The following is a 23,791-nucleotide window of genomic DNA, read 5'->3' on the forward strand; positions in this document are numbered from 1 at the left end:
ACCGACGGCAAGCCGTGTCCCCGATCGCCGCGGAACGTCCCAAGTCCACCCCCGCTGGCATAATCATTCCAGTTTTTTGTGTAAATTTTGCTTCGGCGGAGGGCTCATGGATTACAAAGTCGGCGATATGGTTGTCTATCCTCGGCACGGTGCGGCGAAGGTGGAGGCCATCACCGAGCGGACCGTCAAGGGCGTGACCAGGGAATACCTGCAGCTGTCCGTGCTCTCGTCCGACGGACTGGTCATCAACGTCCCCGTGGAGAACGCCAAGAAGGTCGGCGTGCGCGACATCGTCGACGCCAACGAGGTGGCCAAGGTGTTCGAGATCCTGCGCACCCCCATCGTCGAGAAGGAGATGAACTGGTCGCGCCGCTACAAGCTCAACGTGGAGAAGATCGCGACCGGAGACGTCAACAAGATCGCCGAGGTGGTGCGCGACCTCGCCCAGCGCGACGTGGACGAGCACGGACTGTCCGCCGGCGAGAAGCGCATGCTCACCAAGGCGCGTTCCATCCTGACGAGCGAGATCGCCCTGTCCGAAAAGCTCGACGAGCCTACCGCGCAGCGTCTGCTCGACGTCAACCTCGGCTACGAGGCCCCGCAGCCCGGCGACGACAAGCATCACACGCTCGCGCCCGAGGAGCCGGCCTCCGAGACGCTGGCGCGCCTCGAGAGCTCCAAGAAGAAGCGCTGAGCGGGCGTCTCATGGGCGGCGGCACGTCCATCGGCCAGGGCTTCGACGCGCACCGCTTCGCGCCGGACGGCGCCGGGCGGGAGCTGTGGATGGCCGGCCTGCGCTGGGACGGTCAGGGCGAGGGCGTGGAAGGCGACTCCGACGGCGACGTCGCGGTGCACGCGCTGATCGACGCCCTGCTGTCCGCCGCGGGACTCGGCGACATCGGCACGCTGTTCGGCGTGGGGGAGGACTCCCTCGGCGCCGGCATGCACGGGCTGCCGATGCTCGAGCGCACCGCGGACCATCTGCGCGCCCACGGATTCGTTCCCGCGTCGGCATCGGTCTGCGTCATCGGCAACAGGCCGCGCATCGGCGCGCGGCGCCGGCAGGCCGAGGAGGCGCTGTCCGCGGCGGCGGGATGCCGAGTGTCGCTCACCGCCACCACCACGGACCGCATGGGGTTCACCGGCCGCGGCGAGGGCGTCGCCGCCATCGCCAGCGCGCTTGTGGGGAATCCCTCCGGGATTCCCGGGGCGGCGCTCTGACCGCAGGCTCCGGTCGTTCAGCGGCGCAGTGCCTCGATCGCCTTGGCGACCGCCCAGAACAGCGTGGAGATCGTCACGATCACGAAGCTCGGCGGCACCGGGAACATGGCCGCCAGTACCAGTCCGCCCCAGATCGACGCCAGACAGATCAGCGTGGCCGTGGCCATGGCGGCGAAGGGTGAGGCCGTGACGATGTTCGCGGTGGCCGCGGGGGTGATCACCAGCGCGAAGATGAGCAGCGTGCCCACCGCCGGCACCGCGATCGTGATCACGCCGGCCATCATCGCCATGAACACCAGGTTCATGGCGCCCACCGGCACGCCCTTGGCGCGTGCCACCTGCTCGTCGAGCGAACTGAACAGCAGCGGGCGGTAGACGACCGCCAGTACGGCGAGCAGCACCGCGTCGAAGACCATGAAGCCCCTGATCTGGCCGTCCGTGATCGTGATGATCGAGCCGAAGAGGATGGACTGCATCTGCGCCGACGCCTGCGAGGACAGCCGTGCGAAGAACAGGCCCATGCCGGTGGCGAACGCGAGCACGGTGCCGGTGGCGATCTCGCGCTGCGAGGCGCGCTTGCCCAGCGCGCCGATCACCAGCGCGCCCCCGAGCGCGAACGCGCCGAGCCCCGCGGAGACCGGCAGTCCCAGCAGCACCGCGCCGGTCGCGCCGGGCAGTCCGATGTGGGCGAGGGCGTGCGCCGCGAACGTGGAGTGCCGGGCGATGGTGAAGTAGCCCATCACGCCCGCGGCGAGCGCGATGCACACGCCGGCCGCGAAGGCGTTGACCATGAACGGGGCGGAGATCGTCTCCGTCCATGCGGGATCGAAGGCGAAGCGGATCATGCGACCTCCTTGGGATCGGTGTGCTGGCGTCCGTGGTGGTCGTGGTCGTGGAACTCGGCCACCTCCTCCACGTCATGGGTGTCCGGGACCGCGCCGTCGCGCTCGTCGAGGGCGTTCGGCGTGACGAACATGTCGCCCTGCGGCGTGGTGACGACCTGCACCCTGGTGCCGTACAGGTGCGTGAGCAGCGTCGAGTCGAGCACGTCGTCCATGGCGGCGTAGTGGGGGTGTCCGTCGAGCAGGTAGACGGCGCCGGTGAGGATGGGCAGCAGCATGTTGAGGTCGTGCGCCACCACCTGGATGGTCGTGCCGAGCTCGCGGTTGAGCCGTGCGAGCACGTGCACCACCGAGCGCTGGCTCGCCAGGTCGAGGTTCGCCAGAGGCTCGTCGAGCATGAGCAGCTGCGGGTCGCACACCAGCGCCTGCGCGATGGCCACGCGCTGGCGCAGACCTCCGGAGAGCTGGGAGAGCCGCATCCTCGCCTTGTCCTCCACGCCCACGAAGCGCATCGCCTCGCGCGCCTTGGCGCGCTGCGCGCGGGTGACCGGATGGATGCCGAACCTGGTGCCGGTCAGTCCGAGCAGGACCGACTGTTCGGCGGTGAGCGAGGAGTCGATGTCGTCGGTGTAGCTCTGCGGCACGTAGCCGATGCGGTCGTTGGCCCTGCCCGCGGGTTCCCCGAGCACGGTGACGCGGCCGGCGGCGAGGGGGATCAGCCCGAGCTCGACCTGCATCATCGTGGTCTTGCCGGTGCCGTTCGTGCCGACGATCGCGGTGACGCTCCCGGTCTCGATCGAGAAGGTGCCGTGCTGCCAGATCCGCGTGCCTCCCCGCGCCACCGCGGCGTCGTCAAAGACGATGCAGTCGTCCATCCGCGTCCTCCCTTCGGGTCGTGTTCGCTCATGCGTGGGTACCGGCACGGATTATGGCAGAAGCTTATGACAATCGTTCTCATTTACGAGCGGGGTCCCCGACCTGTCGGCCGGGAACCCCGCTCGTTCGCCGTTCGCGCGCCCTACTTGCCCGGGTCGGGCGGCGTGTCCGTGGGCGACGCCGTCGCCGATCCCGACCGCGCCGCGTCGGCGGACGCGGATGCCGAGGCCTCGGCGGCCCCGGCGAGCGTCTCGTCGAAGGTCTTCACCAGCGCCGTGATCCAGTCGGTCAGGGAGCTCTGGCCGTCCGGCATCTGCTCGGTCACGTCCACCACCGGCACGTCGCTCTTGTGCGCCACGCCCGTGACCATGTTCGTGGCGTCGGAGGTCTCCTGCGGGTTGTTGATCACCATGTCGGCCTGACGCGCCTCGATGAGCGTGGTCATCTCGCTCAGATCCGCCGGGGCGGGCTCGGACTCGTTGGCGGCGGCCTGCGCGTATCCCTTCGGGGTCACGTCCTTGAGGCCCAGATCGGCGAGCAGGTACTTGGCCACCGATTCCGTGGCCGCGTACGTGGCGCCCTTGTGCGTGCCGGAGAACTCGGACATCGTCTGCTCGAGCTTCTGCTCCTCCGACTGCCAGTCCTTCAGACGCTCCTGGAAGTAGTCGCGGTTCTCGGGCTGGATCTTGGCGTAGGTGTCGGCCAGCTCCTGGGCCATGGCGTTGCGCGCGTCCTTGGAGAACCACAGGTGCGGGTCGTCGCCGTCGGACGCGCCCACGTTCTCCGCGGCCGTGACCAGCGCGATGTCCTTCGTGACGGCCTTCGTGGCCCACGCGTCGTATCCCGCGCCGTTGGCGACCACGACCTTCGCCTTGGAGATCCTGGCGACGTCGGAGGTCTGCGGCTCGAAGTCGTGCGCCTCGACGTTGCTGGAGGCGAGGATGGAGGTGACGCTCACGCGGTCGCCGCCGATCTGCTCGGCGAGCGACCCCCATTGGTTGATCGAGGCGACCACCTCGATCGGCTCCGACTGCGCCGACGACGAGGCGTCGGTGGTCGTGGGGGAGGTCTGCGCGGAGGACGGCGCGCCGCAGGCGGACGTGCAGACCAGGGCCACGATGCCGGCCGCCGCCGCGACGGCTCGCGCGATTCGACGAGATACTGATTTCATGGGGTTTCCTTCCGCACGGTATGACTTGTCCGGCTCTCCTCATTGACTGGTATTCACGATATTGACTGGTATTCACGATAGCCTACAACGTGCGGCAAAGCGAACAGGAGAAACTTGGCATGTCACTCAGACTCGACGGGAAGCTGACCGCGGCGCGGATCAAGGAGGACCTGTCGCGACGGGTCGCGCGCCTGAAGGATCAGGGGGTCGTCCCGGGGCTGGGGACGCTGCTGGTGGGCTCCGACCCCGGCTCGCTCAAGTACGTGGCCGGCAAGCACGCCGACTGCGCGGAGGTGGGCATCGCCTCCATCCGCCGCGAGCTGCCCGCCGACGCGAGCTTCGCCGACGTCGCCGCCGCCGTGCGCGAACTCAACGAGGACCCCGCCTGCACCGGGTACATCGTGCAGCTGCCGCTGCCCGAAGGCATCGACGGGAACGCGATCATCGACCTCATCGACCCGCGCAAGGACGCCGACGGCATGCATCCGTACAACCTCGGCGAGCTGGTGCTGCACCCCAGCGGCGAGATCACGACGCCCCTGCCGTGCACGCCCAGCGGCGTCCTCGCGCTGCTGGACGCCTACGGCATCGACCTGAAGGGCAAGGAGGTCTGCGTGCTGGGCCGCGGCATCACGGTCGGCCGCACGATCGGCCTGCTGCTGTCGCGCCGCGAGGTCAACGCCACGGTCACGCTGTGCCACACGCGGACCGTGGACGTGGAGGATCACATGCGCCGGGCTGACGTGATCGTCGCGGCGATGGGATCCGCGGGGTTCGTGAAGCCCGAATGCGTCAAGCCCGGCGCGGTGCTGGTGGACGTCGGCGTGAGCCGCGTGTGGGACGAGCAGGCCGGCCGCTACCGCATCAGGGGCGACGTGGACAGGGCCTGCTACGAGGTCGCGTCCGCCTATACGCCCAACCCCGGTGGCGTGGGGCCGATGACCCGCGCGATGCTGCTGTCGAACCTCGTGGGCATCGCCGAGCGCTCCCTGGTCTCGCCGCGCGCGTAATCCGGGCGTGTCGCGGACGGCCTCCGGCTGGATTTTGGCCACGCCTGCCGGTATCCTTGGATTTCGCGTGTGCTGCGGCATGCGCGCCCATAACTGAAGATCGAGTAATATCCACCCATCTATTGAGAAACCATATATCTACATGGCAGAAAACAACACTGAAGTCACCAAGGTCGCCATCAACGACATCGGCACCGAAGAGGACTTCATCAAGGCAGTCGATTCCACCATCAAGAACTTCGACGATGGTGATCTGGTCGAGGGTACCGTCGTCAAGATCGATCACGACGAGGTCCTCCTGGACATCGGCTACAAGACCGAGGGTGTGATCCCCTCCCGCGAGCTTTCCATCAAGAAGGACGTCGATCCCGATGAGGTCGTCGAGGTCGGCGACACCATCGAGGCCCTTGTCGTCACCAAGGAGGACAAGGAAGGCCGTCTGATCCTCTCCAAGAAGCGTGCCCAGTACGAGCGCGCGTGGGGCGACATCGAGAAGATCAAGGAAGCCGATGGCGTTGTCGAAGGCACTGTCATCGAAGCTGTCAAGGGTGGCCTCATCGTCGACATCGGTCTGCGCGGCTTCCTGCCGGCCTCCCTCGTCGAGATGCGTCGCGTGCGCGACCTCTCCCCGTACATCGGCCAGAAGATCAAGGCCAAGATCCTCGAGCTCGACAAGAACCGCAACAACGTGGTTCTGTCCCGCCGCCAGTACCTCGAGGAGACCCAGTCCGAGGTGCGCGAGACCTTCCTCTCGCAGCTCAAGAAGGGCCAGATCCGCGAGGGCGTGGTGTCCTCCATCGTCAACTTCGGCGCGTTCGTCGATCTTGGCGGCGTGGACGGCCTGATCCACGTCTCCGAGCTGTCCTGGAAGCACATCGATCACCCGTCCGAGGTCGTCAAGGTCGGCGACAAGGTCACCGTCGAGGTGCTGGACGTCGATCTGGACCGCGAGCGCATCTCCCTGTCGCTCAAGGCCACCCAGGAGGATCCGTGGCAGCGCTTCGCCCGCACCCACGTCCCCGGCCAGATCGTCAAGGGCAAGGTCACCAAGATCGTGCAGTTCGGCGTGTTCATCTCCGTCGAGGACGGCATCGAGGGCCTGGTGCACATCTCCGAGCTTGCCAACCGTCACGTCGAGAACCCGGAGACCGTGGTCAAGCCGGGCGAAGAGGTGTTCGTCAAGGTGATCGACGTCGATCTCGATCGTCGCCGCATCTCTCTGTCCCTCAAGCAGGCCAACGACTCCGTCGACCCGGCCTCCGAGGACTTCGATCCGGCGCTGTACGGCATGCCGGCCGAGTACGACGAGCAGGGCAACTACAAGTACCCCGAAGGCTTCGATCCGCAGACCAACGAGTGGATCCCCGGCTTCGAGAAGCAGCGCGAGGAGTGGGAGTCCCAGTACGCGGCCGCCCACGATCTGTGGGAGCAGCACAAGGCGTTCGTGGCCAAGGAGCGCGAGAACGCCGCCGCCTCCGCCGCCGAGGACGGCCAGGCCCCGAAGGAAGAGAAGGTCGAAGAGGTGTCCAACTACTCCTCCGAGAGCACTTCCACCGGCACCCTCGCCGACTCCGACCAGCTCGCCGCCCTGCGCGACCAGCTGCTCGGCCAGGGCAAGTGAGCCCGACCGGCGACTCGTTTCGCTGATGGCATGATTCGCCAGCGAATCGGCTGACTCAAGGACCCGCTCCGCATGGTTTTCCGTGCGGGCGGGTCCTTTTGCGTTGTCCGCGTCTGCCGCCCGCATGGCAGTTCGCCTACATGCTCGCAGTTCGCCGTCTGCCGTTGATGTGTCACGCGCGCAGGCATCTCCGTGGCCTGCATCCTCCGATCCCCGTGACGAATGGTCTGGGAATGGCTATGCTGGAGGCCTGTTTTCGGCATGATCGTCCCAAGCTGCGCTGCGGGCCACGCAGGTTGGAACGATCGTGTTCGGGGCAGTCGGCAATGACCGGCGGCAGTCGGCACGCTGCCGGATCGCGTGGCACAATGGGCGTCATGATGATTCGAGTGGGACTGACCGGCGGCATCGCAGCCGGCAAGAGCACGGTGGCGGCGCGGCTGCGGGAGCTGGGCGCGGCGCACATCGACTACGATGCGATCGCGCACGAGATCACCGCGCCCGGGGGAGCGGCGCTGCCGCGGATCGCGGAGGCGTTCGGCCCGGATGCGCTCGGCGAGGACGGCTCGCTCGACCGCGCATGGATGGCCGAGCACGTCTTCGGCGCGGACGCCGCGCCGGACGCGCGCGAACGGCTGGATGCGATCGAGCATCCGCTCATCTACGACGAGGCGCGCTGGCGCGAGGCGAACGCCGTCATGGCTGCGGGGGACCGGCCGATCGTCGTGGTGCATGACGTGCCGCTGCTGGCCGAAGTGCTCGATGCCATGCCGTTCGAGTTCGACAGCATCGTCACGGTGGAAGCCCCGGAAGACGTGCGTGTGGTGCGCATGGAGACGTCGCGCGGCATGACGCGGCAGCAGGCCGAGGATCGCATCAGGCATCAGTCCACGCGCGAGGAGCGCGAGGAGATCGCGAACGTCGTCGTCGATTCTACGCAGCCTCTAGAACAAATGTTCGCACAGGTTGATAGGCTGTATGCCGATTGGATCGCCGGATGCGGCGCCGAGCAGGATGGGAACAGCGCGGCATAGCGCGGAGCAGGAGATGCGATGGGCTTCAACATCGAGCGCACGAACAAGCCGTTCGTCGTCAAGTCGCCGTACAAGCCGTCCGGCGACCAGCCGCAGGCCATCGAGGAGCTGGCGACGCGCATCGAGAACGGCGAGAACGACGTCGTGCTCATGGGCGCCACCGGCACCGGCAAGACCGCGACGACCGCATGGCTCATCGAGCGGCTGCAGCGCCCCACGCTCATCATCGAGCCCAACAAGACGCTGGCGGCGCAGCTGTGCGCCGAGTTCCGCGAGCTCATGCCCGACAACGCCGTCAGCTACTTCGTGAGCTACTACGACTACTACCAGCCGGAAGCCTACATCCCGCAGACCGACACGTACATCGAGAAGGACTCGAACATCAACGACGACGTGGAGCGTCTGCGCCACGCGGCCACGGCGAACCTGCTGACGCGCCGCGACTGCGTGGTCGTGGCGACCGTCTCGTGCATCTACGGCCTCGGCACGCCCGAGGAGTACGCCGGGCGCATGCTGCTGCTGCGCGAAGGCCAGCAGATCGACCGCGACCAGCTGCTGCGCAAGTTCGTCGACATGCAGTACAAGCGCAACGACATCGCCTTCACGCGCGGCACGTTCCGCGTGCGCGGCGACACGGTGGAGATCATTCCCGTGTACGAGGAGCTCGCCGTGCGCATCGAGTTCTTCGGCGACGAGATCGACCGCATCTCCACGCTGCATCCGCTCACCGGCGACGAGATCGCGCACGAAAGCCAAGTCCACATCTTCCCGGCATCCCACTACGTCGCCGGACCGGAGCGCATGGAGCGCGCGCTCAGGTCCATCAAGGAGGAGCTCGACCAGCGCGTCGCCGAGCTCAAGAAGCAGGGCAAGGAGCTGGAGGCGCAGCGTCTGACCATGCGCACCACCTACGATCTGGAGATGCTCACGCAGGTGGGCGTCTGCTCCGGCGTGGAGAACTATTCGCGGCATTTCGACGGCCGTGCGCCGGGCACGCCGCCGCACACGCTGCTGGACTTCTTCCCCGACGACTTCCTGCTGGTCATCGACGAGTCGCACGTCACCGTCCCGCAGATCGGCGCCATGTACGAAGGCGACGCGTCGCGCAAGCGCACGCTCGTCGAGCATGGATTCCGTCTGCCGTCCGCGATGGACAACCGCCCGCTCAAGTGGCCGGAGTTCCTGGATCGCGTGGGACAGACCGTCTACCTGTCCGCCACGCCCGGCGACTACGAGCTGGGGCTCTCGGACGGCGTGGTCGAGCAGATCATCCGTCCGACGGGCCTGCTCGATCCGAAGGTCGAGGTGCGCCCGGTCGAGGGGCAGATCGACGACCTGCTCGCCGAGATCAAGGACCGCGTGGCCAGGAACGAGCGCACGCTGGTGACGACGCTCACCAAGAAGATGGCGGAGGATCTGACCGCCTATCTGCTCGAACGCGGCATCAAGGTGGAATACCTGCATTCCGACGTCGACACGCTGCGGCGCGTGGAGCTGCTGCGCGAGCTCAGGGAAGGCAAGATCGACGTGCTCGTGGGCATCAACCTGCTGCGCGAGGGCCTCGATCTGCCCGAAGTGTCGCTCGTCGCCATCCTCGACGCCGACAAGGAAGGATTCCTGCGCTCGTACCGCTCGCTCATCCAGACCATCGGCCGCGTGGCGCGCAACGTGTCCGGCACGGTCATCATGTACGCCGACGAGGTCACCGACGCCATGCACAAGGCGATCGACGAGACCGAACGCCGCCGCGCCAGGCAGATCGCCTACAACAAGGAGCACGGCATCGACCCGAAGCCGCTCATCAAGAAGATCAGCGACGTCAACGACATGCTCGCCAAGGAGGACGTGGATACCCAGACCCTGCTCGCCGGCGGCTACCGCAACGCGGGCAAGGCCGGCAACACGCACCTCGGGGTGCCCATGGCCGACGCCGCCGAGGCGGAGAAGCGCCACGAGGAGATCCTCAGGGCCGGGCTTCCGGCGCAGGACCTCGCCGACCTGATCCGCCAGCTCAGCGAGCAGATGCACACGGCCGCCGAGCAGCTGCAGTTCGAGCTCGCCGCGCGTCTGCGCGACGAGGTGCGCGACCTGAAGAAGGAGCTGCGCCAGATGACGGAGGCGAAGCGGTAGCCCACGGTCAGCGCCCTTTCCTATGCTGGGGCACATGGCTGAAACCCCCGTTGCATTTATGATCGGCACGTTCGTCGTGCTCGGCGTGTTCTTCGTGGTCGACCTGCTCGTCATCGGCAGACGCCCGCACATCCCCTCCACCAAGGAATGCGTGCAGCACATCGCGTTCTTCGTGGTGATGGCCCTGATCTTCGGAGGCTGCATCTGGGCCTTCGCCGGGGCCGCGCCGGCGATCGAGTTCTATTCCGGATGGCTCACCGAATACTCGCTGAGCATCGACAACCTCTTCGTGTTCGTCATCATCATGTCGAACTTCGCTGTGCCCAAGGTCTACCAGAAGTACGTGCTGTCGGTGGGCATCACCGTGGCGCTGGTGCTGCGCGGCTGCTTCATCCTCGTGGGCGCCGCGATCATCGAGCGCTTCACGTGGGTGTTCTTCCTCTTCGGCGCCTTCCTCATCTACACTGCGATCGGCCTGGTCAAGGGCGACGACGAGGACGAGGAGTACAAGGAGAACGCGGTGATCCGCACGATGCGCAAGTTCGTGAAGATCTCCGACGAGTACGACGGCGAGAAGCTGCGCACCACGAGGAACGGCGTGCGCTACTGGACGCCGATGCTCATCGTGTTCCTCGCCATCGGCACCACGGACGTGATGTTCGCCTTCGATTCGATCCCGGCGATCTTCGGTCTGACCAAGGATCCGTTCATCGTGTTCACCTCCAACGTGTTCGCTCTGCTCGGCCTGCAGCAGCTCTACTTCCTGCTCGGCGCCCTGCTCGACAAGCTCGTCTACCTGCCGCTGGGCCTGGCGGTGGTGCTCGGCTTCATCGGCGTCAAACTCGTCATGGAGGCGCTGCACGGCAACACGCTGCCGTTCATCAACGGCGGCCAGCCGGTGCACTGGGTGCCCGAGATCCCCACGTGGCTCTCGCTCGCGGTGATCGTGGTGTCCATCGGTACCGCGGCCGCGGCCAGCGTCGCGAAGATGAAGTCGATGGAATCCGCGGCGGACAAGTCCGCGGTGGAGGCCAAGTGATCGAGTGAGCGCGACCATGCGCATGGCCGCATGGCCACGGTTCGCCCCGCGCCGTCCCCGCGACGACGCGGGGCGAACCGCGTTCCGGGGCGCCCGCGTAGGGACGGGATCTGGCTGTGAGCGCTCACAACACGCGAGGGACCTCAATCTTCACCACGTCGCCAAGAACTAGTAGACTGTCCCTTGGCAATTGAGCGGGTTTGCGAAAACCCCGATACCGACAAGAAGAAATAGGCAGGCATTCATGCGCAAAGCCAAGATCGTAGATACCATCGGTCCCGCCACCGAATCGCTCGAGAACATCACCAAGCTCGTCGAGGCGGGCATGGACGTGGCTCGTCTGAACCGTTCCCACGGCACGCCGGAGGATCACCTCAGGGTCTACAACAACGTTCGTGAGGCCGGCAAGAAGACCGGCCGCAACGTCGCCGTGCTCGTGGACCTGCAGGGTCCGAAGATCCGCTGCGGCTGGTTCAAGAAGAACGCCGAGGGCGAGGACAAGGTCCAGCTGCAGCTGGACCAGGAGTTCGTCATCACCACCGACGACATCGAGGGCGACGAGCACATCACCTCCACCACGTTCAAGGGCCTGCCCGGCGATTGCCACCCCGGCGACCCGATCCTCATCGACGACGGCAAGGTCCGTCTCGAGGTCACCAAGGTCGAGGGCAACAACGTGCACACCAAGGTCGTCGTGGCCGGCCCCGTCTCCTCCCACAAGGGCATCAACCTGCCCGGCGTGGCCGTGAGCCTGCCCGCCCTGACGGAGAAGGACGAGGAGGACCTGCGCTGGGCCATCCGCACCGGCGCCGACATCATCGCCATGTCCTTCGTGCGCTTCGCCACCGACATCGACCGTGCCCACGAGATCATGGACGAGGAGGGCCGCCGCATCCCGATCGTCGCCAAGATCGAGAAGCCGCAGGCGCTGGAGAACCTCGAGGACATCGTCAAGACGTTCGACGGCATCATGGCCGCCCGCGGCGACATGGCCGTCGAGTGCCCGCTCGAGGAGGTCCCGCTGGCCACCAAGCGCATCATCGAGCTGTCCCGCCAGTACGCCAAGCCCGTGATCGTGGCCACCGAGGTACTCGGCTCCATGGTCCACTCCCCGGTGCCCACCCGTGCCGAGGCCTCCGACTGCGCCAACGCCGTGCTCGACGGCGCCGACGCCACCATGACCTCCAACGAGACCGCCGTCGGCGAGTACCCGGACGTCACCGTCGCCACCATGTCCCGCATCTCCGGCTTCGCCACGGACCACGGCTTCGACCGCATCCCGGAGCTGAAGAACCTCGACATGTCCTCCACCGGCGCCGTCTCCTCCGCTGCCGTCGACCTGTCCGAGAAGCTCAACGCCAAGGCCATCGTCGCCTACACGCAGACCGGCTCCACCGTGCACCGCGTGTCCCGCGAGCGTCCGGCCGCCCCGATCTACGCCCTGACCACCAACGAGCACACCTACCACTGGCTGGCTCTGAGCTGGGGCACCGAGGCCTTCCTGCTGGACAAGGACTACCACGACCTGTCCCGCAAGGACCTCATGGCCTTCACCGACGCGACCCTCAAGGCCGCGGGCAAGGTCGAGGACGGCGACAAGATCGTGATCCTGAGCTCCGCTCAGGGCGACCACGAGCCCGGCCGCACCGACTCCATCTACGTGCACACCGTCGGCTCCGCCGAGTGAACCCGTACCGTCGCGCGCACGGCATGACGCCGTAGCGCACGGCGGAACATGACGAATGCCCCCGTTCGAGGATCTCCCGAACGGGGGCATTGCCGTAGGCGCGCGGCGCGGAACGGATCCCGCGCCGCGGAGCGTCAGTCGCCGAGCGTGCGCAGACCCATGTGCGCGCGCAGGATGGCGATCATCGACTTGGCGTCGAGGATCGTGCCGTTGAGCACCATCTGGTAGGCGTCCTCGAGCGGGTACATGCGCACGTTCGAGCGCGGGCTCTCCGGGCCGATGTCCTCGCGGGCCACCGGGGTCAGGCCGGACGCGTAGAACAGGCAGGTGTGCTGCGTGGAGTATCCGGGGGTGTTGAGGAAGCGGGAGAACTGCGCGTAGTGCTTGGCCTCGAAGCCGGCCTCCTCGCGCAGCTTGCGGATGGCCACGTCGAGCGGACGCTCGCTGGGGGAGTTGGCGTGGCCCGCCGGCAGCTCCAGCGTCCAGCGGTGGTTCGCGATGCGGTACTGCTCCACCAGCGGGATCCTGCCGTCGTCCGTCACGGCCAGCACGGCCACCGTCTCGCCGTTGTTCTCGTGGATGAAGTACCGTTCGAAGGGTCCCACCTGCGAGGATTCGAAGGCCACGTGGTCCACGTTGAAGTAGTGGGTCTCGACGATCTGGTTGCGGGAGATCTCCTTGACCGGCGAGGGACGCCACGGATCGAAGGGACGGAAGGTTTTGTCAGCCATGAGGACTCCTTTGGTTGTCTGGCGGATACATCGCTTACCTCATTGTAGGCGTGCGCTGCCGTGTCGTGTGGCGACGGTCTGATCGTTATGGTACATTCTCATGGAGCGCCATGGGCCCCCGTATCCCAATTGGTAGAGGAAGCAGCCTCAAAATCTGCGCAGTGTGGGTTCGAGTCCCACCGGGGGCACAGGAGTATTCACGGGCCGGCATCGATCGCCGGTACCGGACATACCGGGAAGGAAAGGTGTCGGCATGGTTGAGATTTACGAGGACGACTCCGCACGCCGCAAGGTCGTGGTGGCCGAGGACGAGGCCCTGATTCGCATGGACATCGTGGAGGCGCTCACCGACGCCGGCTACGACGTCGTCGGCCAGGCCGCCAACGGCGACGAGGCGGTGGACCTCGCCCGCGAATACAAGCCCGACGTCGTCGTGATGGACGTCAAGATGCCCGGCAAGGACGGCATCACCGCAGCCACCGAGATCGCCCAGGAGAACATCGCGCCCGTGGTGATGCTCACCGCGTTCTCCCAGCAGAGCCTGGTGGAGAAGGCCGCGGACGCCGGCGCCATGGCCTACGTGGTCAAGCCGTTCGTCCCCGAGAAGCTGCTGCCCGCGCTCGAGGTGGCCATCTCCCGCTTCGACCAGATCAACGCCCTGAAGGACGAGGTCACGGACATGAAGGCGCGCTTCGAGGCGCGCAAGCGCGTGGACCGCGCCAAGGGCCTGCTCATGGAGAACATGGGGCTCACGGAGTCCGAGGCCTTCCGCTGGATCCAGAAGACCTCCATGGACCGCCGCCTGACCATGCAGGAGGTCGCCGACGCCGTCATCGCGCAGGTCGAGGGCGACCGCTGATTCATGGTTTCCGTCGATTCCGAACGCGGAACGCTGCTGGTCGTTGACGGCCATTCGCTGGCGTTCCGCGCTTTTTTTGCCCTCCCGGTGGAGAGCTTCTCCACGTCCTCCGGCCAGGCCACCAACGCGGTCTGGGGATTCGCCACGATGCTCATGCAGGTCATCGCCGCCGAACATCCCACGCATTTGGCCGTCGCCTTCGACGTCAAGGGCGGCACGTTCCGCAACCAGCTGCTGCCGCAGTACAAGGGCACGCGCGACGCCGCCCCCGAGGACCTGCTCACCCAGCTGCCGCTGATCCAGCGCATGCTCACGGCCCTGGGCGTCACCTACATCGAGAAGCCCGGATACGAGGGCGACGACGTGATCGGCACGCTGGCCACGATGGGGGAGGACGCCGGGTTCCGCACGCTCGTGCTGTCCGGCGACCGTGACGCGTTCCAGCTCGTCGACGACGCGATCACCGTGCTGTACCCCGGACACCACTTCAAGGACCTCAAGCACATGACGCCCGAGGCGGTGGTGGAGAAGTACAAGGTCACGCCGCGGCAGTACCCGGATCTTGCCGCGCTGCGCGGCGAGACGGCCGACAACATCCCCGGCGTGCCCGGCGTGGGCGACGGGTTCGCGGCGAAGTGGATCAACCAGTACGGCTCGCTCGACGGCATCATCGAGCACGCCGACGAGATCAAGGGCAAGAAGGGCGAGGCGCTGCGGGAGAACCTCGATCAGGTCCGCCTCAACCGCAGGGTCAACGCGCTCGTGCGCGACCTCGACCTCGGCGTGGACGTGGACGACCTGACCTTCGGCAGCCCGGACGTCAAGGCCGTGGAGGACCTGTTCGCCGAGCTCGAGTTCGGCGCGCGCACCCGCAACCGGGTGCTCAGCGCGTTCAACGGGGGCAAGGAGCCCTCCGCGCGGCAGGAGGAGCGGGAGCGTCCCGCGCTCGCCGACCCCGAACGCGACGTCGTAGTCGACGACGCGGCGATGAGGGACTGGCTGGGCGCCCACATGCCGCGGTCCGCCGCCGGGATCGCCGCTTCCGCTCGCGCGGACGCCGAGTCCGCGGACGCGAAGGCCGGCGGCGACGGAACCTTCGCGATCCCCCATGGCGTGAGATGCGCCGATGCGGTCGCCGCGGCGTGGACGCTGCACGTCGTCGGCACGCCCAAGCCCGGCGACGCGGAATCCCGGACCGTGTCCGTGATGGCCCCGGACGGCCATGCCGTCGCATTCCCGGCCGACGCGGTGCCGCCCGCGCTGACCGACTTCATCGCACGCGGGATGCCGGACGCGGTGGTCTATGGCTACAAGGAGCTGCGCCACCTGCTGGCGGCTCTCGGCGTCGACCCGGCCGCGCGGCCGCTGTTCGACGTCAAGCTCGCCGGATACCTGACGCATCCCGACTTCCACGCGGAGACGCTCGACCAGGCCGCCGCGCATTTCCTCGACGTCCACGTCGAGGAGAAGGACGGCGAGACCGGTCCCGCGCAGGGCGCGTTCGACCTCGGCGACGAACCGGACGACGTGGACGGCGAGGCCGCGGCGGAACGCGGCGAGGAGGACGCGCGGCGCGCGATCGGGGAGCTCGCCGTCATCCGCGGACTCGCCCTGCATCTGGCGCCCACCATCGACGAACGGGACCAGTACGGCCTGCTCGCCGGCATCGAGACGCCCGTGTCGGACGTGCTCTACGGCATGGAGTCGCGCGGCGCCGCGGTGGACCTGCAGCGGCTCACCGACATGCGCGACACCTTCGCCGCGGACGCCCGCCAGGCGCAGGAGATCGCATGGGACGCGGCCGGCACCCGCGTCAACCTGCAGAGCCCCAAGCAGCTGCAGCAGGTCCTGTTCGAGGACATGGGCCTCAGGCCCTCGCGCCGCACCAAGTCCGGGTCGTACACCACCAACGCGGCCGCGCTGCAGACCCTGTACCTGCGTTCCGCGGACAACGAGCGCGCCAACGCGTTCCTCGGCGCCCTGTTGCGCCACCGCGAGACCAACAAGCTCAAGCAGATCGTCTCCTCGCTCATCGACGCGGTCAACCCGCGCGACGGGCGCATCCACACCACGTTCGAGCAGACCGTCGCCGCCACGGGACGTCTGAGCTCGGCGGACCCGAACCTGCAGAACATCCCCAACCGCAACGCCGCCGGACGCGAGATCCGCTCGGCGTTCGTGCCCGGAGACGGATTCGAGTCGCTGCTCAGCTGCGACTACTCGCAGGTGGAGCTGCGCATCATGGCGCACCTGTCCGGCGACGAGGCGCTCATCGAGGCGTTCCGCTCCGGCATGGACTTCCACCGGTACGTGGCGAGCCTCGTCTACCAGCTGCCGATCGACGAGATCAGCACGGACCAGCGCAGCCACGTCAAGGCGATGAGCTACGGCCTCGCCTACGGTCTGAGCACCTACGGGCTCGCGCAGCAGCTCAAGATCAGTCCCGCCGCCGCGGACGTGCTCAAGGAGAAGTACTTCGCCACGTTCGGCAAGGTGCACGACTATCTGGAGTCCCTGGTGGCCGACGCCAGAGCCAGGGGATACACGGAGACGATGTTCGGCCGCCGCCGCTACTTCCCTGGTCTCAGATCCACCAGCCGCACCGTGCGCGACGCCGCCGAGCGCGGCGCCCTCAACGCGCCGATCCAGGGCTCCGCCGCGGACATCATGAAGATCGCGATGATCCGCGCCCACGAGGCGCTCGAAGACGCCGGCGTGAGGAGCCGCATCATCCTGCAGATCCACGACGAACTCGTCGTGCAGGTGGCGCACGGCGAGGAGGAGCGTGTCACCGCGCTCGTGCGCGACGCCATGGAGCACGCCGTGGAGCTCGCCGTGCCACTCGACGTGTCCACGGGAATCGGCGCGGACTGGCAGCTGGCCGCACACTGAGTGCGGCATCGGATGTCTCGGCTCCGCGGCAGCCTCGCGGCGGAACGCGGAAGACGCAACAGGAAGGAATCGGCCATGCCCAATCTCAAACAGGTCGTCGACGTGCTGGAGGCGCTGTACCCGCTGCGGTACGCCGAGCAGTGGGACGAGCCGGGACTCATCGTGGGCGATCTCGCCGCGCCGGTGCGCCGCATCCGCTTCGCCGCGGACCCCACCTACGCGGTGGTGGAGGAGGCCATCGCGGACCATGCGGACCTGCTGGTGACGCATCATCCGCTGTTCTTCCGCGCCGTGCACGAGGTGTCCGGCCTCGGCTTCCGAGGCGACATCGTGCGCCGCCTCAACGAGGCGCACTGCGCGCTGTGGGTGGGACACACCAACGCCGACGCCTCATGGCACGGCGTGGCATGGGCCGCGGCCGAGCTGTTCGGACTGACCGACCACCATCCGCTGACGCCCGTCGCGGACCCCGGCGCCGCGCACGAGGCGGGACTGGGACGCGTGGGTACGCTGCCGGAGCCGATGACGCTGCGCGACTTCGCGCGGCGCGTGGCGCGCACGCTGCCGCACACCGAACTCGGCGTGCAGGTGTGCGGCGACCTCGACGCCCCGGTGCGCCGAGTGGCGCTGCTGCCCGGATCCGGCGACTCGATGTTCGACGAGGTGCGTGCGGCCGGCGCCGACGTGTATGTGACCAGCGACCTGCGCCACCATCCCGTGACCGACGCGATCGAACAGGCGCGCTACGAGGCCCGCATGCGGGGACGGGGACTGGCCCTCGGCCACGGAGACGCGCACGTGCGCCCGGCGTTCGTCAACACGCCGCACTCCGCCATCGAATCCCTGTGGTTCCGCTACGCCGTGGAGGACGTGCCCGCCGCGGTGCTGGCGGCGACCGGCGACGAGGTGACCGCGGAGCGCACGACGCTCGTCACCGACCCCTGGACGGCGAGCATCCATGACTGACGGAACCGACATGACGACCCGCCCCGCGCCCGACGACGCCGTGGAGACGACGCTCGACCGCAGCTCCGACGGCATCGACATGACGCGTCCCGCCACCGTCGTCAGCCACGACGTCGTCTGGCGCGGCGTGGTCTACGACGTGGACGACATGGCGATCGACCTGCACCGCACCGACGGCGGGACCACGCGCATCAGACGGCAGATCACCCGGCACCGGCCGTGCGTGGTGCTGCTCGTGCACGACGAGCCGCGCGACCTGTACCTCATGGAACGCGAGTACCGCGCCGGCTCCGACCGCTACGCCTACGGTCTGCCCGCGGGCCTCATCGACGCGGGGGAGGACGTGGAGACGGCGGCGCTGCGCGAACTGCGCGAGGAGACCGGCGTGGCTCCGGACGGTCCGGAGGATCTGCGCATCGACCGCGTGGGCGCGTTCTACTCGTCCGAGGGCATGAGCGACGAGCTGGCCAACATCATGGTCCTGCACCTCGGATCATGGCACGCCGAGCCGCGTCACTTCGACCCGGACGAGCACGTCGAATCCGCATGGGTGACGTTCGACACGCTGCGCGGGATCGGCGTGACCTCCTCGAACTCGCAGATCGCCCTGCTGCACGAGGCGCTCCGGCGCGCCACGACGGGCAGGTGAGCACGCGTCCTTCGCACCGTGTTAACCATGCGCGGCGGCAGCGGACTCGGGGACGTGGGATACTGAAGATATGCAGATCAGACCAGGATCGATGTACCCGCTCGGTGCCAGCTACGACGGCGCGGGCGTGAACTTCGCGCTGTTCTCCCAGGTCGCGGAAAAGGTGGAGCTCTGCCTGTTCGACGACGAAGGCAACGAGAAGCGCATCCAGATGACGGAGCAGAACTCCTACGTATGGCACAACTACGTGCCGGGCCTCAAGCCGGGCCAGCTGTACGGCTACCGCGTCTACGGGCCGTACGACCCCGACCGCGGACTCAGGTGCAACCCGAACAAGCTGCTGCTCGACCCGTACGCCAAGGCCATCTCCGGCATGGCGGACGGCGACGAGAGCCTGTTCTCCTACTGGTTCAGAAGCCCGGACGACACGCATGCGATGAACGACCTCGACTCCGCTCCGCACACCATGAAGTCCGTCGTCGTCAACCCCTACTTCGACTGGGGCAACGACCAGCATCCGCACATCCCGTACCACGATTCCGTGATCTACGAGGCGCACGTGCGCGGCATGACCAACCTCAACGACCGCGTTCCCCCGGAGATCCGCGGCACCTACGCCGGACTCGCGTACCCCACGGTCATCGACTACCTCAAGAAGCTCGGCGTCACCGCCATCGAGCTCATGCCCATCCACCAGTTCGTCAACGACTCCTTCCTGCAGGAGAAGGGCCTGAGCAACTACTGGGGCTACAACACCATCGGCTTCTTCGCCCCGCACAACGGCTACTCCAGCTCCGGCGAGCACGGCGAGCAGGTCAACGAGTTCAAGTCCATGGTCAAGGCGTACCACAACGCCGGCATGGAGGTCATCCTCGACGTGGTGTACAACCACACCGCCGAAGGCAACCACCGCGGACCCACGCTCAGCTTCAAGGGCATCGACAACCAGCAGTACTACCGTCTGGTGGACAACAGCCCCCGCCACTACTTCGACACCACCGGCACCGGCAACTCGCTGCTCATGCGCTCGCCGCACGCGCTGCAGCTCATCACCGACTCGCTGCGCTACTGGGCCGCGGAGATGCACGTGGACGGCTTCCGCTTCGATCTGGCCGCCACGCTCGCCCGCCAGTTCCAGGAGGTGGACAAGCTCTCCGCGTTCTTCGACATCGTGGAGCAGGACCCGGTCATCAGCCGCGTCAAGCTCATCGCCGAACCGTGGGACCTCGGCTCCGGCGGCTACCAGGTGGGCGGCTTCCCGTCCAGCTGGTCCGAATGGAACGGCCGCTACCGCGACTGCGTGCGCGACTTCTGGCGCTCGCAGCCGTCCACGCTGCCGGAGTTCGCCAGCCGTCTGCTCGGCAGCTCCGACCTGTACCAGGTCAACGGACGCCGCCCGGTCGCCTCGGTGAACTTCATCACCGCGCACGACGGCTTCACGCTCAACGATCTGGTGAGCTACAACGACAAGCACAACGAGGCCAACGGCGAGGGCAACCGCGACGGCGAGAGCCACAACCGCTCGTGGAACTGCGGCGTGGAGGGCCCCACCACCATCCCGGACGTCAACCAGCTGCGTTCGCGTCAGTGCCGCAACTTCATGGCCACGCTGCTGCTCAGCCAGGGCATCCCGATGATCTGCGCCGGCGACGAGATCCGACGCACCCAGCAGGGCAACAACAACGCCTACTGCCAGGACAACGAGATCTCGTGGATGAACTGGGACATGGGGCCCGAACAGTCGGAGATGTGGCAATTTACGCGCAAGCTCATCCACCTGCGCCTCAACCACCCGGTGCTGCACCGCCGCCGCTTCTTCACGGGGCGCGAGGCCGGCGACACGTCCGACATGATCCCGCAGGTGGAGTGGTTCGACCACACCGGTTCGATCATGGACCGCACCGACTGGGCCAACACGCACGCCTTCACGGTGATGGTCTACCTCAACGGCAAGGACATCCCGGAAAAGGACTGGTTCGGCACGTCGATGGTGGACAACGACTTCATCCTCATCTTCAACGCCTACTACGAGCCGATCGTGTTCACCCTGCCGGACGAGCGCTACGGCAAGAAGTGGCAGCTGGTGGTGGACACGTACAACCCGCACGGCCCCGAACTGCGCTACGAGGCCGGGTTCGCCATCACGGCGCAGCCGCGCAGCCTGCTGCTGCTCATGAGCGCGGCCAAGCCCGAGCGCCCCACCGACTTCTGACGACCGGCGGCCGGGACGCGCCGGTCGCTTCGGCGCCGAACGAACGATGCCGGATGGTCCCGCGAAGGAGTCATCCGGCATCGTCGCATGTCCGCATCGGCGGATGCGAGGCGGGTATCAGGCCAGCGCCTTCTTGATCGCATCCACGAAGTAGTCGAGATCGTCGGGCTTGCGGGACGTGATGAGCGTCCAGCCGTTCGCGTCGTCCACCGTGAGCGGGCTGTCGACGTACGTGCCGCCCGCGTTCTCGATGTCCGCGGCGATGTAGCGGCACGGCGAGGCGGTCTTGCCGGCGATCAGGCCGGCGTTGACCAGCAGCCACGCGCCGTGGCAGATCGCGGCGATCGGCTTGCCAGCCTTCGCGAACGCCTGCGCCAGAGCGATCGCATCCTCGTTCACGCGGATGCGGTCCACGTTGCAGGTGCCGCCGGGCACCACGAGCAGGTCGTAGTCGGCCGCGTCCACGTCCCTGAGTAGCGCGTCCGGCGTGAGCGTCTCGCCCTCGTAGCGGTCGTGCCGCACGGTCTCGCACGGGTCGAGCGTGGTGGCGGCGAGCGTCACCTGCGCGCCCGCGGCCTTGAGATCGCGCAGCGGACGCGTCAGCTCCGTCTCCTCGATGCCCCAGTTGTTCACGATGATCAGCACCCTGGCGTTCTCGACGGCCATGGTTCCTCCTCCTTGGATCGGCGAATCGACGAATCGGCGGTCGGCGGCGTTCCTCCCGCGCGCCGACCGTCTCCATTATGCGCGGGCCCGCGTATGAGCGGCGTCCGGCGCACGGCGCATGGATGACGCGATCCGCGTCTCCGCAACGACGGGCTGGCGGCCACGCCGGACGTTCCGCCGTATCGTCGATCGGCCTGATTGCCGCCGACCGGGGCATGACTCGGAGCGGAGACGGGATCGCGGCCGCTCCTGCCGTCGTTCCAATTCTATGACCTCAGGTGACCTCAGACGACGAGACGCAGATAGGTGCGGTCGTCGAACGAGTCCAGTCCGGGTTCGAAGCCCTTGGTGGTCCGGTACTCGTCGATCAGCATCGGATCCTCGCGCCTGAGGCGCTCCAGCTCGCGCTCCGATTCGGCGAGCGTGGGACGCAGCAGGGGATAGCCGTCCGAGGCGAGCACCACCTCGTCGCCGGGGGAGACCGGCACCGTGCGGATCGGATACGTGGGATCGGTGAACCCGTCGAACACGAAGTAGCCGTACTCGCCGCGGCGGTTGGCGAACCGCGACTGCAGGCGCAGGAACGGCATGATCATCTCGCGTGCGGCGTCCTCCCGCACAGCGTTCCCGTCGCACTGCAGCATCAGCGCATGCGCCGCGAACGACCGCAGCCGTCCCAGCAGCTCGTCCACGCGCTTCTCCGTGGGCGTCCGCACGCCGTTCACCATGATCTGGCAGTCGCCGAACAGCCACGCCTCGCGATGCGCGGCGCTGAGCACCACGGCGTTGACCTGGAGCCGCTCCACCGGTTCGCGCGCGAAGAAGTCGGCGCCGAGCGCATGGGCCTCGTATTCGGCGCGGAACCGTGCGTCCACCGCACGCTGCACATCGCGCATGGTCGAGTCCGGCGGCAGTCGCTCGATGGTGCTCAGCAGCAGGTCCTTCGCCACCACGCCGCCGGACGGTCTCCACGGTCGGCGTTCGCTCTTGCTCGTCACGCCGTCCGCCACCACGGCGAACCCGTCCGTGACGAGCAGTCCGTCCTCGTTGAGCGACCGATCCGCGCGCTTGCCCCGGCAACGCCGCTCGATGATCCGCATGATCCCGCCTCCCCGGTTCGCCTGATTCGTCCTGCCCCGACTGGCTGATGCCATGCTATCCGTGTCCCCGCGATATTCCGGCATTCTCCTTCGGATTGCCGTACAGTGGCGGCATGCGATTCCTCATCCGCAAGTACCGTTCCGACGACGCGGCGGCGACGCTCGCCGCGTTCCGCCGGTCGGTCGTCGGCCTGGCCTCGCACGACTACGATCCGGAGCAGATCCGCACATGGGCCGGACAGGCGGGCGACCTGCGGCAATGGGACGAGAGACGGTCCTCCGCGGACACATGGGTGGCCGTTCCAGAGGGGAATGCGAACGCGCTCGCGGGCTTCATCGACGTTGACGGCAACGGATACATCGACATGCTGTTCGTCGACCCCGACTATGCGCGGTGCGGCGCGGCGTCGGCACTGCTGGCCCGGGTCGCCCGTCGCGCGGCCGAACAGGGCGCAGGGGAGCTGAGCGTGCATACGAGCATCACCGCGCGGCCATTCTTCGAGCGCCGGGGCTTCCGTGTCGTGCAGGTCCGGCATCCCATGATCGAAGGCATGTCGTTCGTCAACTATCTGATGATCAGACCGTGACCGCCGGCTGCGGCGTCACAGTCGTTCCGTGACCGCGAAGCGCTCCAACACTACGAGGGTGTCGTCGTCGAGCGGAAAATGCGGATCGCTGAACTCGGCGCGGTAGTCGGGGGAGTCCCAGAACGCCTCATGCGTGCGACGCCATTGCGCCGCGGTCGTGTCGCCTTCGCCCTCGTCGATCGCGTGTTGGTCGGTGACGTCGGCCAGCCGTACGACGGTCACGTCGGTGGTGGTCAGCACCGCGACGCCATGGTCGTCGGAATCCACCAGCACGGACCGGTCCCCGACCTGAGGCAGCGGCTCGCCGCAGTCCTCGTAGTCAAGCAGCATCGCCGCGGTGGCGGTCTTCGTGCCATTGAGGATCAGCCCGACCAGCCGATCGCGCTCCGGCCCCGGCATCATGAACTCGGCCTTCGGCAGGTCCTCAAGGCTTTCACGATCGGTGCGGCCGCATGGATCTGCGGACGTGAATTGCATGTCATCGCTCATGGGACATCA

The 23,791-nt window shown here is 67.4% G+C and carries 21 protein-coding genes and 1 tRNA gene; 15 read left to right on the plus strand and 7 right to left on the minus strand.

All coding sequences use genetic code 11. From position 1 onward, the window contains the following. Positions 1-106: 106 nt before the first annotated feature. Positions 107-694, plus strand: coding sequence for a CarD family transcriptional regulator (locus G1C96_RS00625; protein ID WP_169274720.1), 588 nt, complete (start codon positions 107-109; stop codon positions 692-694). An 11-nt stretch (positions 695-705) separates the two neighbouring features. Continuing rightward, a complete protein-coding gene (gene ispF / locus G1C96_RS00630) occupies positions 706-1,221 on the plus strand; it encodes a 2-C-methyl-D-erythritol 2,4-cyclodiphosphate synthase (RefSeq protein ID WP_169274721.1) in 516 nt (171 codons plus the stop codon). Positions 1,222-1,238: 17 nt separating this feature from the next. Here ispF and G1C96_RS00635 read toward each other — a convergent pair whose 3' ends face one another. The 3 genes from G1C96_RS00635 to G1C96_RS00645 all read right to left on the minus strand — a co-directional run bounded on the left by G1C96_RS00635 (position 1,239) and on the right by G1C96_RS00645 (position 4,110). Then, on the minus strand, positions 1,239-2,066 hold the full coding sequence (locus tag G1C96_RS00635) for a metal ABC transporter permease (RefSeq protein ID WP_169274722.1): 828 nt from the start codon (positions 2,064-2,066) through the stop codon (positions 1,239-1,241). Then, on the minus strand, positions 2,063-2,938 hold the full coding sequence (locus G1C96_RS00640; protein WP_169274723.1) for an ABC transporter ATP-binding protein: 876 nt from the start codon (positions 2,936-2,938) through the stop codon (positions 2,063-2,065). Before G1C96_RS00640 ends, G1C96_RS00635 begins: the two co-directional genes overlap by 4 nt. Positions 2,939-3,081: 143 nt before the next feature. Continuing rightward, on the minus strand, positions 3,082-4,110 hold the full coding sequence (locus tag G1C96_RS00645; protein ID WP_169274724.1) for a metal ABC transporter solute-binding protein, Zn/Mn family: 1,029 nt from the start codon (positions 4,108-4,110) through the stop codon (positions 3,082-3,084). A 119-nt stretch (positions 4,111-4,229) separates the two neighbouring features. Here G1C96_RS00645 and G1C96_RS00650 point away from each other — a divergent pair, with 119 nt between their 5' ends. From G1C96_RS00650 to pyk, 6 genes are all read left to right on the plus strand, one after another. Further along, positions 4,230-5,120, plus strand: a complete 891-nt coding sequence (locus tag G1C96_RS00650) for a bifunctional methylenetetrahydrofolate dehydrogenase/methenyltetrahydrofolate cyclohydrolase (RefSeq protein ID WP_169274725.1) — start codon at positions 4,230-4,232, stop codon at positions 5,118-5,120. Positions 5,121-5,262: 142 nt separating this feature from the next. Continuing rightward, positions 5,263-6,741 carry a 30S ribosomal protein S1 gene (gene rpsA / locus G1C96_RS00655; RefSeq protein WP_169274726.1) on the plus strand — a complete coding sequence of 493 codons (1,479 nt, stop codon included), beginning with the start codon at positions 5,263-5,265 and terminating at the stop codon, positions 6,739-6,741. A gap of 368 nt (positions 6,742-7,109) precedes the next feature. Next, positions 7,110-7,775 carry a dephospho-CoA kinase gene (gene coaE / locus G1C96_RS00660; protein ID WP_205832006.1) on the plus strand — a complete coding sequence of 222 codons (666 nt, stop codon included), beginning with the start codon at positions 7,110-7,112 and terminating at the stop codon, positions 7,773-7,775. 18 nt (positions 7,776-7,793) lie between these two features. After that, the gene (uvrB, locus tag G1C96_RS00665; protein WP_169274728.1) at positions 7,794-9,905 is read left to right on the plus strand and encodes an excinuclease ABC subunit UvrB; all 2,112 of its coding nucleotides are present in this window, start codon (positions 7,794-7,796) and stop codon (positions 9,903-9,905) included. 34 nt (positions 9,906-9,939) lie between these two features. After that, positions 9,940-10,944 carry a TerC family protein gene (locus G1C96_RS00670; protein WP_169274729.1) on the plus strand — a complete coding sequence of 335 codons (1,005 nt, stop codon included), beginning with the start codon at positions 9,940-9,942 and terminating at the stop codon, positions 10,942-10,944. Between the two features lie 244 nt (positions 10,945-11,188). Then, positions 11,189-12,631 carry a pyruvate kinase gene (pyk, locus tag G1C96_RS00675; protein ID WP_169274730.1) on the plus strand — a complete coding sequence of 481 codons (1,443 nt, stop codon included), beginning with the start codon at positions 11,189-11,191 and terminating at the stop codon, positions 12,629-12,631. Positions 12,632-12,765: 134 nt separating this feature from the next. Here the strand turns inward: pyk and G1C96_RS00680 are convergent, their stop codons facing one another. Next, positions 12,766-13,362, minus strand: coding sequence for an NUDIX domain-containing protein (locus G1C96_RS00680; protein ID WP_169274731.1), 597 nt, complete (start codon positions 13,360-13,362; stop codon positions 12,766-12,768). A gap of 114 nt (positions 13,363-13,476) precedes the next feature. On the opposite strand from G1C96_RS00680, the gene G1C96_RS00685 reads away from it, so the two are divergent. The 6 genes from G1C96_RS00685 to glgX all read left to right on the plus strand — a co-directional run bounded on the left by G1C96_RS00685 (position 13,477) and on the right by glgX (position 20,940). Further along, positions 13,477-13,550 (plus strand) — tRNA-Leu (locus G1C96_RS00685). 65 nt (positions 13,551-13,615) lie between these two features. Then, positions 13,616-14,221, plus strand: a complete 606-nt coding sequence (locus G1C96_RS00690) for an ANTAR domain-containing response regulator (RefSeq protein WP_169274732.1) — start codon at positions 13,616-13,618, stop codon at positions 14,219-14,221. 3 nt (positions 14,222-14,224) lie between these two features. Next, on the plus strand, positions 14,225-17,113 hold the full coding sequence (polA, locus tag G1C96_RS00695) for a DNA polymerase I (protein ID WP_169274733.1): 2,889 nt from the start codon (positions 14,225-14,227) through the stop codon (positions 17,111-17,113). Positions 17,114-17,188: 75 nt separating this feature from the next. Further along, positions 17,189-18,079 carry a Nif3-like dinuclear metal center hexameric protein gene (locus G1C96_RS00700; protein ID WP_169274734.1) on the plus strand — a complete coding sequence of 297 codons (891 nt, stop codon included), beginning with the start codon at positions 17,189-17,191 and terminating at the stop codon, positions 18,077-18,079. Further along, entirely contained in the window at positions 18,072-18,728 is a 657-nt protein-coding gene (locus tag G1C96_RS00705) for an NUDIX hydrolase (RefSeq protein WP_240945034.1), read from the plus strand. The genes G1C96_RS00700 and G1C96_RS00705 overlap by 8 nt, the downstream gene beginning before the upstream one ends. A gap of 91 nt (positions 18,729-18,819) precedes the next feature. Continuing rightward, on the plus strand, positions 18,820-20,940 hold the full coding sequence (gene glgX, locus G1C96_RS00710) for a glycogen debranching protein GlgX (RefSeq protein WP_169275204.1): 2,121 nt from the start codon (positions 18,820-18,822) through the stop codon (positions 20,938-20,940). A gap of 117 nt (positions 20,941-21,057) precedes the next feature. Here glgX and G1C96_RS00715 read toward each other — a convergent pair whose 3' ends face one another. Together G1C96_RS00715 and G1C96_RS00720 are read right to left on the minus strand one after the other, a co-directional pair. After that, a complete protein-coding gene (locus G1C96_RS00715; RefSeq protein ID WP_169274735.1) occupies positions 21,058-21,606 on the minus strand; it encodes a type 1 glutamine amidotransferase domain-containing protein in 549 nt (182 codons plus the stop codon). 284 nt (positions 21,607-21,890) lie between these two features. Further along, positions 21,891-22,706, minus strand: coding sequence for a hypothetical protein (locus G1C96_RS00720; RefSeq protein ID WP_169274736.1), 816 nt, complete (start codon positions 22,704-22,706; stop codon positions 21,891-21,893). Positions 22,707-22,819: 113 nt separating this feature from the next. On the opposite strand from G1C96_RS00720, the gene G1C96_RS00725 reads away from it, so the two are divergent. Next, entirely contained in the window at positions 22,820-23,293 is a 474-nt protein-coding gene (locus G1C96_RS00725; RefSeq protein WP_169274737.1) for a GNAT family N-acetyltransferase, read from the plus strand. A 15-nt stretch (positions 23,294-23,308) separates the two neighbouring features. On the opposite strand, the gene G1C96_RS00730 is transcribed toward G1C96_RS00725, so the two are convergent. Next, positions 23,309-23,782: an ASCH domain-containing protein gene (locus tag G1C96_RS00730; protein WP_240945035.1), complete on the minus strand. Its 474-nt coding sequence runs from the start codon at positions 23,780-23,782 to the stop codon at positions 23,309-23,311. Positions 23,783-23,791: the final 9 nt, after the last annotated feature.

Origin of the sequence: Bifidobacterium moraviense (genome assembly GCF_012932365.1) — a bacterium.
GTDB lineage: Bacteria > Actinomycetota > Actinomycetes > Actinomycetales > Bifidobacteriaceae > Bifidobacterium > Bifidobacterium moraviense.